12 protein-coding genes are annotated in these 13192 nt (G+C 61.1%); 6 read left to right on the forward strand and 6 right to left on the reverse strand.

Annotation, left to right across the window (positions count from 1 at the left end; genetic code table 11):
* Nucleotides 1-233: 233 nt before the first annotated feature.
* Nucleotides 234-458: a hypothetical protein gene (locus tag GH656_RS09765; protein WP_153075700.1), complete on the reverse strand. Its 225-nt coding sequence runs from the start codon at nt 456-458 to the stop codon at nt 234-236.
* A 456-nt stretch (nt 459-914) separates the two neighbouring features.
* Here GH656_RS09765 and GH656_RS09770 point away from each other — a divergent pair, with 456 nt between their 5' ends.
* The 3 genes from GH656_RS09770 to GH656_RS09780 all read left to right on the forward strand — a co-directional run bounded on the left by GH656_RS09770 (nt 915) and on the right by GH656_RS09780 (nt 3338).
* Entirely contained in the window at nt 915-1988 is a 1074-nt protein-coding gene (locus GH656_RS09770) for a sigma-54 interaction domain-containing protein (RefSeq protein WP_153075701.1), read from the forward strand.
* Nucleotides 1989-2295: 307 nt separating this feature from the next.
* Nucleotides 2296-2829, forward strand: coding sequence for a hypothetical protein (locus tag GH656_RS09775; RefSeq protein ID WP_153075702.1), 534 nt, complete (start codon nt 2296-2298; stop codon nt 2827-2829).
* Complete coding sequence (locus GH656_RS09780; RefSeq protein WP_153075703.1) at nt 2826-3338, forward strand: hypothetical protein; 513 nt, start codon at nt 2826-2828, stop codon at nt 3336-3338. Before GH656_RS09775 ends, GH656_RS09780 begins: the two co-directional genes overlap by 4 nt.
* Before the next feature lie 70 nt (nt 3339-3408).
* Here the strand turns inward: GH656_RS09780 and GH656_RS09785 are convergent, their stop codons facing one another.
* Both GH656_RS09785 and GH656_RS09790 read right to left on the reverse strand, forming a co-directional pair.
* Nucleotides 3409-4758 carry an ABC transporter ATP-binding protein gene (locus tag GH656_RS09785; RefSeq protein ID WP_153075704.1) on the reverse strand — a complete coding sequence of 450 codons (1350 nt, stop codon included), beginning with the start codon at nt 4756-4758 and terminating at the stop codon, nt 3409-3411.
* A 21-nt stretch (nt 4759-4779) separates the two neighbouring features.
* Nucleotides 4780-6534 (reverse strand): ABC transporter permease, encoded by a 1755-nt coding sequence (locus GH656_RS09790; protein ID WP_153075705.1) that lies wholly within the window; start codon nt 6532-6534, stop codon nt 4780-4782.
* A 513-nt stretch (nt 6535-7047) separates the two neighbouring features.
* Between GH656_RS09790 and GH656_RS09795 the strand changes: the two genes are divergently transcribed.
* Nucleotides 7048-8751: a sensor domain-containing diguanylate cyclase gene (locus GH656_RS09795; RefSeq protein WP_153075706.1), complete on the forward strand. Its 1704-nt coding sequence runs from the start codon at nt 7048-7050 to the stop codon at nt 8749-8751.
* A gap of 110 nt (nt 8752-8861) precedes the next feature.
* Complete coding sequence (locus GH656_RS09800; protein ID WP_153075707.1) at nt 8862-9128, forward strand: double-stranded DNA-specific endonuclease; 267 nt, start codon at nt 8862-8864, stop codon at nt 9126-9128.
* Nucleotides 9129-9301: 173 nt separating this feature from the next.
* On the opposite strand, the gene GH656_RS09805 is transcribed toward GH656_RS09800, so the two are convergent.
* Both GH656_RS09805 and GH656_RS09810 read right to left on the reverse strand, forming a co-directional pair.
* On the reverse strand, nt 9302-10621 hold the full coding sequence (locus GH656_RS09805; protein WP_153075708.1) for an ATP-binding protein: 1320 nt from the start codon (nt 10619-10621) through the stop codon (nt 9302-9304).
* Nucleotides 10605-11330: a response regulator gene (locus GH656_RS09810; protein ID WP_153075709.1), complete on the reverse strand. Its 726-nt coding sequence runs from the start codon at nt 11328-11330 to the stop codon at nt 10605-10607. Before GH656_RS09810 ends, GH656_RS09805 begins: the two co-directional genes overlap by 17 nt.
* 326 nt (nt 11331-11656) lie before the next feature.
* On the opposite strand from GH656_RS09810, the gene GH656_RS09815 reads away from it, so the two are divergent.
* Complete coding sequence (locus GH656_RS09815) at nt 11657-12232, forward strand: Spy/CpxP family protein refolding chaperone (RefSeq protein ID WP_246184242.1); 576 nt, start codon at nt 11657-11659, stop codon at nt 12230-12232.
* A 150-nt stretch (nt 12233-12382) separates the two neighbouring features.
* Here GH656_RS09815 and GH656_RS09820 read toward each other — a convergent pair whose 3' ends face one another.
* Nucleotides 12383-13081 carry a pirin family protein gene (locus GH656_RS09820; RefSeq protein ID WP_153075710.1) on the reverse strand — a complete coding sequence of 233 codons (699 nt, stop codon included), beginning with the start codon at nt 13079-13081 and terminating at the stop codon, nt 12383-12385.
* Nucleotides 13082-13192 lie beyond the last annotated feature (111 nt).

Below are 13192 nucleotides of genomic sequence, written 5' to 3' on the forward strand. Positions count from 1 at the left end.
TCAATAAGGGTTCAGCTCAGCGTTTCGCCTTGCTAGCCATGCGGCCAGCAAGGCTCATGACGAGAAACCAAAACGCGTATGCGCGCCAGCCTCACCCTGCTTCTGCTTCTGCTTCTGCTTCTGCTTCTGCTTCTGCTTCTGCTTCTGCTTCTGCTTCTGCTTCTGCTTCTGCTTCTGCTTCTGCTTCTGCTACGCGCAAAGCAGCACAGCAACGCTCACCACGGCCACAACAATCACGACCTGGCACCCGCACGGCGGCGCTCACGCTGGCCAGCGGCCACGTCAGGTTCACGCAGCGTTCGCACGCCCGGTGCCAGTGAGCCACCCTCGCCCTCCCAGCGGTTCAATTCGCGCACGAGACGCACCTGGGACGCTTGACGTTTTTGCGACCAGTTCCACACCAGGATTCCACCCACCGCAACCAACGCACCGAGTAAGCCAATTTTGGGTCGTGCCATCTCGAACTCCCTTAAGCAAATCAAGCATTGAAAGGATCTTGCCGGACGCTGCACCCAGGTTGCCATCCAGGCAGCAAAGCGCTACGGCAAACCAGATGAATCCGCCGGGATTGCGCTAGCGGCTCGCAAGCATCGTACCTGCTTGCGCCAATCGCTGGCCTGCCACTCTCATGCCACGCGTGCCTGACATGCCAGCCGCGCTTGAAACCAAGGCTCAGCGCTCAAGCACGACGCATCACGGCGAGCTCCGCTCACGCAAGTGCGCCTTGCTGTGTGATGCATGCAAGTGGTTAAATTGTCCGCCGCACACGCCAAAGTTACGTAGTTGACTGAATCATCTGACTGGCACAGCGAACCAGGCCAGCAAACTAGCCAGCACGCTGAGATGCTTGCAACCGCAACCCTGAGCTGCCCTCGACCCTTTCACACCACGCTTTGCGCATAGGACACCTGTTTATGGCGTCAATCGATCCGGCCACACTGGCCGCTGCCGCGAATACCGCCTCTTCGAAGCCACGCGCGGTCCCTCACGTCGATGGCTTGCAAGCCTACGGCCTGCTCTATGGCACCTCGCCCGTGATGCTCGAGTTATATGCACAGATCGAGCAGGTCGCCGCCACCGACGCCACCGCGCTGATCGTCGGCGAATCAGGCACTGGCAAGGAGCTGATCGCCCGCACGATTCACCTGCACAGCGCACGCCGCAGCGCGCCGTTCATCACGGTGAACTGCGGCGCCATTCCTGACGAACTAATCGAAGCCGAATTGTTTGGCCACGAAAAAGGCAGCTTCACCGGAGCGGTGCAAGGACGCATCGGTTATTTCGAACACGCCAGCGGCGGCACGCTGTTTCTCGACGAAGTCACCGAAATGACCCCGATGCGCCAAGTCAAACTATTACGCGCACTAGAGACCGGCAGCTTCTACCGGGTAGGCGGCAGCGATCTGGTGCATAGCGACGTCCGGGTGATCGCCGCGACCAACCGTGATCCCTCGCTGGCGGTCAAGGAAAACGGCTTGCGCGAAGATTTGCTGTACCGGCTCGCCGTGTTCCCGCTGCGGGCTCCACCGCTGCGAGAGCGGGAAAACGACCGGGAGCTGCTCGCGCAATATTTTCTGGGCGAACTCAACCGCCAGGAAAACACCTGCAAGACGTTTAGCAAACGCGCGTTCGACACCCTGCGTGGCTGGACCTGGCCTGGCAATGTGCGCGAGCTGAAAAACACGGTCTACCGCGCCTTCATCCTCGCTGAAAAAATCCTTGAGCTACCGCACCCGCATCAAACATCCCGAGTCAAAAAACCCGTCACGCTTGGTGACGCGATGAACGTCTGGGTCGGCACTCCGCTGGCCGATGCGCAACGGCAAATCATCCTCGCCACCCTCAAATACTGCGACGACGACAAGCGGCGCGCCGCCAAAGCACTCGGCATCAGCCTGAAAACGCTCTACAACCGCCTGAGCGTCTACGACGCTGCCGACAAAAACAGCGTGATCGGCCTCGACGACGACTATCACGGCCAGTACTAGACATTGCTACACGGCGCTGCACGGCCACGCCGCAGCGCCCTTCATTAATCTTGAAAAGCACTGCCGATCCTTTTATCTGATTGCAGGCAACACCCCCTCTTTATCCCCAAATAAATCCCGCTGAAATCATGCGAAAAAACTCGGGATTTTTCCGTACTTTTCTGCCCCACAGCGCAGATTTAAATTTCACTTTTCCTGCATTTTTCTTGTGCCATTTTCCAAAGGTATCCTGCACAATGCCCGTCGGAATTTACACAGCAGTGCGATTGGCTGTGTTCGAGAACCATCCGGCAGCAAGGAATGCACTATGCAAAACAGGATTGACCCTCTCCACGTCCGGGCTCGCAGCGCCCTGCTGTTCGCTGCTGCGGGCGCGACCATCGGCCTGAGCGGCTGCAGCTCGCTCTATAGCGAATCCGCGACAACAGGCGCCGGCATCGCAGGTGCCGCGCTCGCCGCCAAAATCACCCAGAATGCCGCTGTTGCATCAGGCATTGGCCTCGGCGCAGTCGCTGCTGCCCGGGCTGGGGTGCAGTATTCGCAACGCGCGATTCACCGCGAAACACAAAACCAGATCGCCAACGCCGCAGGCGCGCTTGAGCCAGGCACCATCGCCACGTGGCGCGTCAAACATCCGATCCCCATCGAAAGCAACGAACACGGCAGTGTCACCGTCAGCCGCACGATCAGCAGCGGCGCGCTCGATTGCAAAGAGATTGTGTTTTCGGTCGACCAGAACGCCAGCAGCGTGTTTTACGTCGCGGCGATCTGCCGCGATGGCAGCACATGGAAATGGGCCTCAGCCGAACCCGCCACCGAACGCTGGGGTGCCCTGCAATGACACTGCGACTGAAACTGGCGGGATGGACCTTAGGCCTCAGCCTGAGCGTGCTGGGCAGTGGCTGCGCCTCGGTGGGTGCGGCCAGTGGTGCAGCAGCGGGCATGCTATCGGGTCTGGCGAGCGCCAACCCGGCGGTCGGCATTGGCGTGGGGATTGCGGTGCAGGCCGTCACCGACGAAGCCGTCAACCGCTATATGAAGATGATGCACAGCGACCAGCAAGCGGTGATCGCCACGCTGGCTGGCAGCCTGGCGGTAGGCCAGGCAAAGCCGTGGCAGGTCAAGCACACGTTGCCAATTGAAAATGGCCGCGGTCAGGTCCGCGTGACCCGCGCCTTTAGCTCAGCACTCGCGCTCTGCAAAGAGTTCGTGTTTTCAGTCGCGCAGAGCGCCAAACCGGATGCGCCCGAGGCGTGGTACACCGCCAGCGCCTGCCGCCAGCAAGGGGGTAATGGCTGGAAATGGGCCTCCGCCGAGCCCGCCGTGCTGCGCTGGGGCAACCTGCAATAAGCGGTTTGCAATAAGCCGCCTGCAATAACAAATAGCCGCGAGAGGATCGCGGCTTAAAAAGCATCGTGCTTCAAGTTTCGACATCTTCCAGGCTGAAAATTTCAGTCTGGTCGTTGTACGAAAAAATCTCGCCGTAACGGCCCCAGTTGATCACGGCGTCGAGCGTTTCTTCTGCGGCGCTATCCGACAAAAAGTCTTCCAGTTCCTGCTCGAAGCGCACGCGTGGCGCGCGATGTCCGGGCCGCTCATTCAACACTTTCTTGATCCGCGCGGCGAGCGGCACATGGCGCAGCAAATGTTCAGCGAACATCAGCTTGCGCTCCTGGGTGCCGAACTCCGCGAACACCCGGGCCGGTGGCGTCAGGAAAATATCGCCTTCGCGCACATCGGCAAAACCGAGGTGTTGCAGCACTTCCGCCACCGGGAAAAGATCATCCACTTCGAGGTGCAGCGAACGGGCAATCTCCGGCATATCCGCGCGGCCGTGATAAGGCGCGGCAGCCAGCATCTCGATCAGGCCCGCCATCAGGTTGGTGGACACATGTGGCAACCAGCTGCCGAGATCGAGCCCCTTGCGCGTCGCTTCGCCAATCTGGCGCGCGGTCATCTTCGCGTAGATGTCGTCCACCAGACGGCGGAACGCCGGGTCCAGACGGTTGCGCGGATGCTTGAACGGCACCTTGATTTCAGCAATGACGCGCCCCGGATTGGACGACAGCACCAGGATCCGGTCGCACATAAACACCGCTTCTTCAATGTTGTGCGTGACGATCAGCACCGATTTAATCGGCATCCGGCCCTGCGTCCACAAATCAAGCAAATCGGTCCGCAACGTCTCGGCGGTCAACACATCCAGCGCGGAAAACGGCTCATCCATCAGCAGCAACGTCGGATCGACCACCAGCGCCCGGGCAAAGCCCACGCGCTGCCGCATTCCGCCCGAAAGCTCACGCGGATAAGCATTTTCAAAGCCATCGAGACCAATCAGGTCGATCGCCGCCAGCGCGCGTTCGCGCCGCGCCCGTGCTCCCACGCCTTGCGCCTCCAACCCAGCCTCAACGTTTTGCAGCACCGTGAGCCACGGAAACAGCGCGAAGGTTTGAAACACCATCGCCACGCCTTTGGCCGGGCCATCAATCGGCTCGCCCATATACGTGACTTCGCCGTCGGTCGGCTCAATCAGCCCGGCGATGATGCGCAGCAAAGTGGATTTGCCCGAGCCAGAACGGCCCAGCAAGCCAACGATTTCGCCCTCACGCAGCGTCAGGTTGACGTCGTCGAGCACCAGCAGCTCGCCTTGGGTTTTATTGAATCCACGGCACACATCTTTAACCCGCAGAATCTCTACGCCAGTGTGCGGGGACATCGCTGCAGGCGGTGCCGACCCAGTGGGAGCGGTGACAGTTTTAGGGTTTTGCATCACGTTTTGCCTCAATGTTGCTCAGTCGAGTCGCAGCCTGGCTTCGGCATACGCGTACAGCGGACGCCATAGCAAACGGTTGAACAGGGTCACGAACAGTGACATCACGGCAATTCCCATGATGATCTTCGGATAATCGCCCGCCTCGGTGGTCTGGGCGATATAGGCACCCAGGCCATGCGCGACGACCTGGGTGTCACCCCACTGCACGTATTCAGCGACGATGCTGGCGTTCCACGCGCCACCCGAAGCGGTAATCGCGCCGGTGACGTAGTACGGAAAAATACCCGGCAGCATCACCTGACGCCACCATTGCCAGCCGCGTATCTGGAAGTTGGCGGCGGCTTCACGGTAATCGTTCGGATACGCACTCGCTCCAGCGATCACGTTGAACAGGATGTACCACTGGGTGCCCAGCACGATCAGCGGCGACAGCCAGATATCCGGGTTCAGGTGAAAGCGCACGATCAACAGCACGAATACCGGAAACAACAAATTGGCCGGAAACGCCGCGAGAAACTGCGCCACGGGCTGGATTTTTTCCGCCAGCGTGGGACGCAAGCCGATCATCACGCCAATCGGCACCCACACCACCGAGGCCAGCGCGATCAGCAACATCACGCGCAACAGCGTAGCCAGCCCCAGTAAAAACACGTGACCCACTTCATCGAGCGAGACACCCGTGCGCACATACGTCACCACGTAGTACACGACATACACCGTCGCAGCCAGCACAAGCGCTGCCCAGACGATATCGCCGCGGCGCGATGACTGCGGCCGGGCGCGCGAGGCCAGCGCCGCAAACTTCGCGCGACGCCATACCGGCAAGCGCAGCGGCACCCGCGCGGCCTTGGCCAGAAGCCAGCCCAGCGGCACTAGCAAACGATGGATCAAACGCGTGCGACGGACCAGATCGAGCAGCCAGGACTCCGGCGCATTGCCTGAGCTGGTGGTTTCCATGCGGAACTTGTCGGCCCACGCGACCAGCGGACGAAACAGGAACTGGTCGTAGATCAGGATCACGATGGTCATCGTCAGAATGACCCAGCCAACCGCATGCAGGTTTTTGCCTGCAATCGCCTGCGCCAGATAGGCACCGATACCAGGCAAGGTGATGGTGTTGTTGCCAACCGTGATGGCCTCGGACGCGACGACGAAAAACCAGCCGCCTGACATCGACATCATCATGTTCCAGATCAGCCCGGGCATCGAGAACGGCACCTCGAGCTTCCAGAAACGCTGCCAGGCAGTCAGATGAAAGCCGCGCGAGACTTCATCGAGATCGCGCGGCACCGTGCGCAGCGACTGATAAAAACTGAACGTCATGTTCCACGCCTGGGCGGTGAAAATGGCGAAGATCGCCGCCAGCTCGGCACCCAGCACGCGCGCCGGAAACAGCGCGAGAAAGAACGTCACGGTGAACGAGATATAGCCCAGCACCGGTACCGATTGCAGGATGTCGAGAATCGGTACCAGCACCTGCCCGGCCCGGCGGCTCTTGGCCGCCAGCGTGCCGTACACCAGCGTGAACACCAGCGAAGCGACCATTGCCGCGAGCATGCGCAGCGTGGTGCGCATCGCGTATTCAGGCAAGTTGGCCGGGTCAAGCGAGATCGTCTGGGTTTTGAGCGTCGAGATGGGCGCCATCGTTTCATGAAAGCCGATGGCCGCCATCGCAATCACGCAGATAATCAGCGGAAATGCAACGAAGTCCCAGCGGTTAGGCAGCACCCGCCACGCGGAAGCATTGGCGGTCCGGCCCGGATCGAAATCCATCACAGGCCCTCCTGAGGTAAAGACGCTGGTTTGATGCCATGGAGCAAAGGCCAGGCATGACGGTTAAAAACACGTTCCGAACGGTGGAAATCAGACATGGCAAACGCTTGGGCGCGATGATTCGTTGGCGTGGACAACGCGTGGACCGGCAAAGGTGCGAATCACAACCAGGCCGGCACGACACTACTCAATCTTTATTTCAAACGCCGCCATCGCGGCGTCGGGCTGGCATTTAGCGCAAGCGGATAGAATCGCCCATGGTCAGACGGGCAGGCACGGGATCAAAGCGCTCCGAACGCTCCAAAACGCCGAAAGCCCAAGCCGGACATCAGAGCGTGGCGTCGCCGGCAGGCCATCTGCAGACCATCGCAAGCATCAGGCATCAGGCACACTAGTCCGGCGCATGTTTGCCGCACCCAGGGCACTACAAAAGCATCACAGCGGCATAGCGGCATAGCGGCACAACACGCGCCCCCACAGGCTCAAGCGAACCTCAGACGATGGGACCAGTCGATGAACACAAGCCTGATGCGCCGGGTGTCTGGGCCAGCCAGCTTTGTGCTGGCGCTGGCGGCATGCTGGTTTGCAGCCAGCCTCATTGCGGACCGGATGGTACAGCAAGAGCTGAACACCGCAGTCCAGACCCAGAGCCGGATTACTGCCGCAGCAGTAGACAACATGGCCGAGGTGATCGCCAACGATCTGGCGATGTCGCGCGCCATCCCCGCGACGCTGGCCGAACTCGACACCATCCAGCGCGTACTGGCGCAATCCCGGAATTATGCCGTGAAGCCTTCCGCCACGGAACCCGCCTGGCGCAACAAAACATTAAAAACTTCTCAGCTGGCACTAGTCGGCCATTTGCTGCAAGACGCCCAGGGCTTCTCCGGGCTCGATGCGATCTGGCTCATCGACGACAACGGCCGCGGCATTGCCACCAGCAGCCGGCACAGTCCCACCTCGCTCAACGGGCTCAGCTTGCGGCAGCAGCCCTGTATGGCCCAGGCCCTGCTGGGGGCCTTCAACGAGACTTACGGCCTGGATGATGACGCCACCGCATCCGCGAGCCAGCGCGGCCCAGACAACCTCGCCAGCGCAGAGTCCGGCATTTTCATTGCGGCACCGGTGTATGACCACGGCGTGCTGGTCGGCGCGCTCGGCGCGAAACTCGGCCTGGCGCGCCTGCGTCACTGGGTGGCGCGGCCTGGCGCATTCGTCGCGGATGCCAACGGGGTCGTCATCATGGCGTATGACCGCGCGCTCGAAGGCTGGGCATTGCCGCGCAGTCCAGTCATCCAGATGCCTGCCGCCACGCGCATCAGCCTGTATCACCGCGACGCATTTCCCACTCTCACGCTCAACCCAGCGCTACCGCGCATGCACCTTCAGGCGCAGTGGCTCACGGGTGCACTGGCCGCCCAGCTTCATGAAATGCCTAGCCGGCCTCTGCCCGCGCTCTACCAGAACCGCGAAGGGCTGAACTCCGCCCTCTCCGCCCATCTGATCGACCCCATCACCATCTGGCCCAACCTGCTGCGCAACCATCAACGCGACCGCTGGCTACTGTTTCTCGCATTGGCCGGTGCGGTGACACTCACATGGGTCGTGAGCTGGACCTACCTGCGGGAGCGGCGGCATCACCAGGCCGCGCGCCAGATGGCGCAGCAACTGCAAACCGCAAACTCGATGCTGTCCGCCGAGGCGCGGCAAGATGCGCTGACGGGCGCACTATCGCGGCGTTACTTTCTGGCGCTGCTGCGGCATGAAGTCGAACGCGCCCGCGTCACCGGCACGCCGCTGTGCGTGATTAGCGCCGATCTCGATCACTTCAAGCAGATCAATGATGATTTTGGCCACGCGGCAGGCGACCGCGCGCTTGAACATTTCGTCGCCAGTTGCAAAACCAGCTTGCGGAGCCGGGATGCCGTCGGCCGTCTTGGTGGCGAAGAATTCGCCATCTTGCTGCCCACCACACCGGTCCTCGCCGGCATTGAGATCGCTGAGCGCCTGCGCCTGCGGCTCAAACAGCAGCCCCCTGCGGCGCTACCGACACTGGCCTGCGTCAGCGCGAGTTTCGGCGTCGCGCAACTCGCCCCGGATGAACCCGCGGAACAACTATTGCAACGCGCCGATGCCGCGCTCTATGTGGCGAAATCAGGTGGGCGCGACCGCAGCGCAGCAGCACCGCCTCCCGTGAGCCCCTTCAGCGCCGTCTGAGCCACTCGCCAAATCCGGAAGGGCCACTGCGCAAGATGGCCGCATCAGAGTGCAAACCGAAGGCGAGTATCATCAGCCCTCGTCACCTACTGCATAACAGGGAGGTTTGCATGAAGGGAAATCTGGTGATTGTCTGCCGCGATCAGGACGCCAGCGCGTTCGACCAGCTACTGGCTGACTATGGCGCATTCCAGATACGTCTATCGTCCACCACGTGGTATCTGAAACTGGAGATAGCGCCGGAGATCATTCAGGAAGAAATTCTTGAGCGACTCGGCAAGTACACCACGCACTACATTTTCGAAGCCGAAACCGTTACGTGGAATACCGTCGATAGCGACGCCGCCACCGCACTCAACACTTTGTTTGCCGAATAAGCGCATGCCTGTTCACACAGGGCTCGCCGCTTGATTCAAGGGCAACACAACCTCGCTCTCACTTTTTACTCTCAGGCAGCTCAACGCGCCGCGCACGGTTCGCCGCACTGTTCGTTTTAGCCACCCGCCATCGCGCGGCGCGCGCCTGCCTCACCCTTGCCGCACCCTGCCCGCTATCGCTCGCCCAGACTGGTGTCCGCTACAACTGGCAACGCTTCCAGCGGGAACTGCATTCGCACCCTCAAGCCGTGGCCTGCCAGATGGTTATCAATCTCGCACTCCCCGCCCTCACGCCGCACCAGACGCTCGACAATCGCCAGCCCCAAACCGCTATGGCCATTGCCGCCGCGCGCCGGATCGAGCCGCACGAACGGCCTGCTGGCATTGAGCAGATCGTGTGCGGCAATGCCGCTGCCGTGGTCACTCACCTCAAGCACAAAACCCGTCGCCGTGCGTGCCGTCGCTACCACGATCGGTGGTGCGCCATAGGCCTGAGCGTTATCCAGCAGGTTCGAGAGAATCCGGTCAAGCGTGGCGGCAGGCAGGCGAAACGCCGAACCCGCCGTTAGTTCAGTCTGCATCTCCACCGCGCGGGTCGCTGCCGCGCGGTAATGACGCACCACACGCTCGCACTGCGCATCGACTTCGACCACTTCGCTGCGGTCCACCCCATCATGGGCAAACACCAGAAACTGCTCGACGATATGCGTCATTGAATCCACATCGCGCACCACACCATCACGCATTTTCAGATCGTCCATCATTTCGGCCCGCAAGCGCAGCCGCGCCAGCGGGGTTTTCAGGTCATGCGCGACACCGGCCAGCATCACAGCGCGGTCGTTCTCCGTGCGCGCCACAGCCTGCACCATCTGGTTGAAACCATGGGTGAGCTGACGCAGCTCGCGCGGCCCGCGCTCCGGCACTGGCGGCACCGGTAAATTACGGCCAAAACGCGCCACCGCCTGGGCCAGCGAGCGCAACGGCTGCTGCAACTGCCACGCGGCAAAGAGCGCGGCCATCACCGCCGCCGCAAAAATAATGGCCAGCCACGACACCATGCGGTCCAGTGAGCGCGGTGGCCGCAACGCCTGCACTGGCACGACGATCCAGTTGCGGTCGGCGGCCGCCCGCACCCAAAGTGTCGGCGGCCTGCCCGGCGAGCCAACACGTGCTTGCGTGCTGGCTGGTAACCGCTCGCGCACCTCATCGAGAAAATGCTTCAGCGGCAATGGCGCATCAGGACGGTCTTCTGGCACCCCCGCGTCTTGCGGATTGACCAGTTGCACACGCGACGGCAGCGGCTGACCGGGCGAATGCGCGACGTGCTGGCGCACAGCATCGACGACAAACACAGCCTCTTCAACCGCATAGCGGGTTTGCTGCTGATTGCGCTCAAGCCGCATCAGCGCGTACCAGGCGAAATGCGACAGCAACAGCACCCCTACGACCAGCAGCGCGAGCCGCCCAAACAGCGAATCAACCGGGCGTCGCATGCTGCTCGCCATTCGGCACAAAGACATAGCCGCGCCCACGCACCGTCTGGATAAAACGCGGCACAGAAGGATCGGTTTCGAGAATGCGCCGCAGCCGCCAGACCTGTACGTCGATGCCGCGATCAGTGCCGTCATATTCAGGCCCGTGCAGCAACTCCAGCAGGCGCTCACGGGTCAGCGTGCGCATGGCGTGGTTGACGAAGATTTTCAGCAGCGCGAATTCGCTGCCAGAGAGTGTGATGGGCTTGCCCTCGAAATCGAGCGTGCGCGCATGGAAGTCAAGCGAGAAGCGGCCGAACGCAAATGGTTCGCGTTGCTCGGGGGCCGCAGCCGACGGTGAAGTGCGTCTGCGGCGCAATACCGCTTGCACCCGCGCCAGCAGCTCGCGTGGATTAAACGGCTTGCCCAGGTAGTCATCCGCACCCAGCTCAAGCCCGACGATCCGGTCAACATCATCGGCGCGAGCCGTCAGCATGATCACGGGAATGTCGTCGCCTGACGCACGCAGCCGCCGCAAGGCGGTCAGGCCATCGACCCCTGGCATCATCAGATCAAGCACGATCAGATCGGGACGTTCACGCTCTAGCCGACGTTCGAGCGAAGCGGCATCGTGCAGCACCGAAACTTCGATGCCCTGCCGGACCAGGTAAACGCGCAACAAGTCGCGCAATTCGGCGTCGTCATCGACGACAAGAATTTGAGTAGTCATGGGCCGATGTAAATAGTCATGGGCCGGAGTGTAAACCGCTCAAGCAGCATTTTCAGGAAGAAGTAGCGACCAAAGGGTTACTAGTGGTTACCACGAAAGGCACTTGTAATCAGACGTAATCGCCCGCTCAGGTGGTGTAACACAGCACGACGCGGCAGCTCTTACGCTGCGTCTTGTCCGGTGTCAGCAAAACGGCGCAGTGGTAACGGGCCTGGCCAGTCAGCCATGGCCACTGCAGCAGCTCAACGGACCAACAGCCCAACGCGGCCATTTTCTGGTTGCACTGTTGACGTCCCGGCTGATTTTTCAACTCAAGGAGTGATGCCATGTTTGATCGAATTTCCATCCGTTCGGCACGTCTGCTTGCGCTCACCGCCACGGCATGGGCCCTGGCCGTCGGCTCCGCTCATGCCGCGCCGTCTGACGGCACGCAGGACATGGGCATGATGGGTATGGGCATGCCCGGCCATTCCATGCTGCAACAGATCAGCAAATTGCATGGCCAGCTCAATCTGAACGCCGATCAGGAAAAGCAGTGGCAGGCGGCACTCGATATCTCGCAGCAAAACCGCGCTGCTGCACGTGCGAGCCGCGAACAGATGCGCCAGCAATTCAAGGCGTTGCAGCAACCAGCGATTCTTGACCTGAATGCGCTGCACGCGGTTCATCAACAAGCGCAGCAGCAAGCCGCGCAACGTCGTGAACAAACTACCGGGGCTTGGCTGGCGCTCTACAACAGCTTGAACGAGCAGCAGAAAACACTCGTCAGCACCGCGCTCAAGCAGCACTTTGCCAGGATGGAAACGCGTCACGAGAAGATGCGTGAGCGCATGCAACACCATCAGGCGCAAGGCTCAGGCGCGGCAGCGGCAGCGGCTTCAGCGCCAGTAGCTCAGCCATAAAAACATCGCCCCGGCAACGCAAGCTTGCCGGGGCGATGTTTGAAAACGCCGGGAAGCAAAAGCCTCAGGCAACGCGCGTCTGGGGCCCTAGGCCTGAGGTCAGAAACCCACGCCCACTTTCACGCTCAGTCAGCCACGCTCTCACGCCAGTCAGGCGAGATCAAACAGCAACACCTCGGCATCCTTGCCCTGCTCCAGCGTCACCGTCTCCACGCCGCTGATCTTCGCAGCATCCCCGGCTAACAGCACCGCGCCATTCACCGTCAGCGCGCCACGCACCACATGCACATAGGCACGCCGCCCCGGCAGCAGCGACCAGACCGCGCGCTCAGCGCCATCAAACAACCCGCCATAAAGCGTGGCATCAGCGTGAATCGTCACCGAACCATCGCGCCCATCCGGGGTGGCAAGCACCAGCAAGCGCCCGCGTTTTTGCGCTTCATCAAAGCGTTTTTCTTCATAACCCGGCTGGTCTCCCGTGCGCCGCGGCACGATCCAGATTTGCAGCAGATGCGCCGGTGCTTCTTTCGATGCATTGAATTCGCTATGCATCACGCCGGTTCCAGCGCTCATCCGCTGCACGTCCCCCGGGCCGATCGTCGAGCCATTGCCCATGCTGTCGCGGTGCGCCAGCGCGCCGCTCAGCATGTAGGTGATGATCTCCATGTCGCGGTGGCCATGCGTGCCGAAGCCTTGCCCCGCCTCGATACGATCCTCATTAATCACGCGCAACGGCCCAAAATGCATATGCTCCGGGTCGTGGTAATCAGCAAACGAAAAGCTGTGATACGAATCGAGCCAGCCATGATTGGCATGACCCCGTTCAGCGGAGCGGCGGATTTCAGTCATGATGGGTTCCCTGGTAGTGAAGAAACAAGCCCAGTCAATGTAGGGGCGTGAAGCCCCCGGCACAATCTCATTAAAATCACCGCTTTGTTCCATAAATCAGCGTAATCACCA

Source organism: Paraburkholderia bonniea (genome assembly GCF_009455625.1).
Lineage (GTDB): Bacteria > Pseudomonadota > Gammaproteobacteria > Burkholderiales > Burkholderiaceae > Paraburkholderia > Paraburkholderia bonniea.

Coding starts and splice junctions, on each gene's coding strand:
- GH656_RS09765 (WP_153075700.1), bottom strand. CDS start 458: ATGGCACGACCCAAAATTGGCTTACTCGGTGCGTTGGTTGCGGTGGGT.
- GH656_RS09770 (WP_153075701.1), top strand. CDS start 915: ATGGCGTCAATCGATCCGGCCACACTGGCCGCTGCCGCGAATACCGCC.
- GH656_RS09775 (WP_153075702.1), top strand. CDS start 2,296: ATGCAAAACAGGATTGACCCTCTCCACGTCCGGGCTCGCAGCGCCCTG.
- GH656_RS09780 (WP_153075703.1), top strand. CDS start 2,826: ATGACACTGCGACTGAAACTGGCGGGATGGACCTTAGGCCTCAGCCTG.
- GH656_RS09785 (WP_153075704.1), bottom strand. CDS start 4,758: ATGCAAAACCCTAAAACTGTCACCGCTCCCACTGGGTCGGCACCGCCT.
- GH656_RS09790 (WP_153075705.1), bottom strand. CDS start 6,534: ATGGATTTCGATCCGGGCCGGACCGCCAATGCTTCCGCGTGGCGGGTG.
- GH656_RS09795 (WP_153075706.1), top strand. CDS start 7,048: ATGAACACAAGCCTGATGCGCCGGGTGTCTGGGCCAGCCAGCTTTGTG.
- GH656_RS09800 (WP_153075707.1), top strand. CDS start 8,862: ATGAAGGGAAATCTGGTGATTGTCTGCCGCGATCAGGACGCCAGCGCG.
- GH656_RS09805 (WP_153075708.1), bottom strand. CDS start 10,621: ATGCGACGCCCGGTTGATTCGCTGTTTGGGCGGCTCGCGCTGCTGGTC.
- GH656_RS09810 (WP_153075709.1), bottom strand. CDS start 11,330: ATGACTACTCAAATTCTTGTCGTCGATGACGACGCCGAATTGCGCGAC.
- GH656_RS09815 (WP_246184242.1), top strand. CDS start 11,657: ATGTTTGATCGAATTTCCATCCGTTCGGCACGTCTGCTTGCGCTCACC.
- GH656_RS09820 (WP_153075710.1), bottom strand. CDS start 13,081: ATGACTGAAATCCGCCGCTCCGCTGAACGGGGTCATGCCAATCATGGC.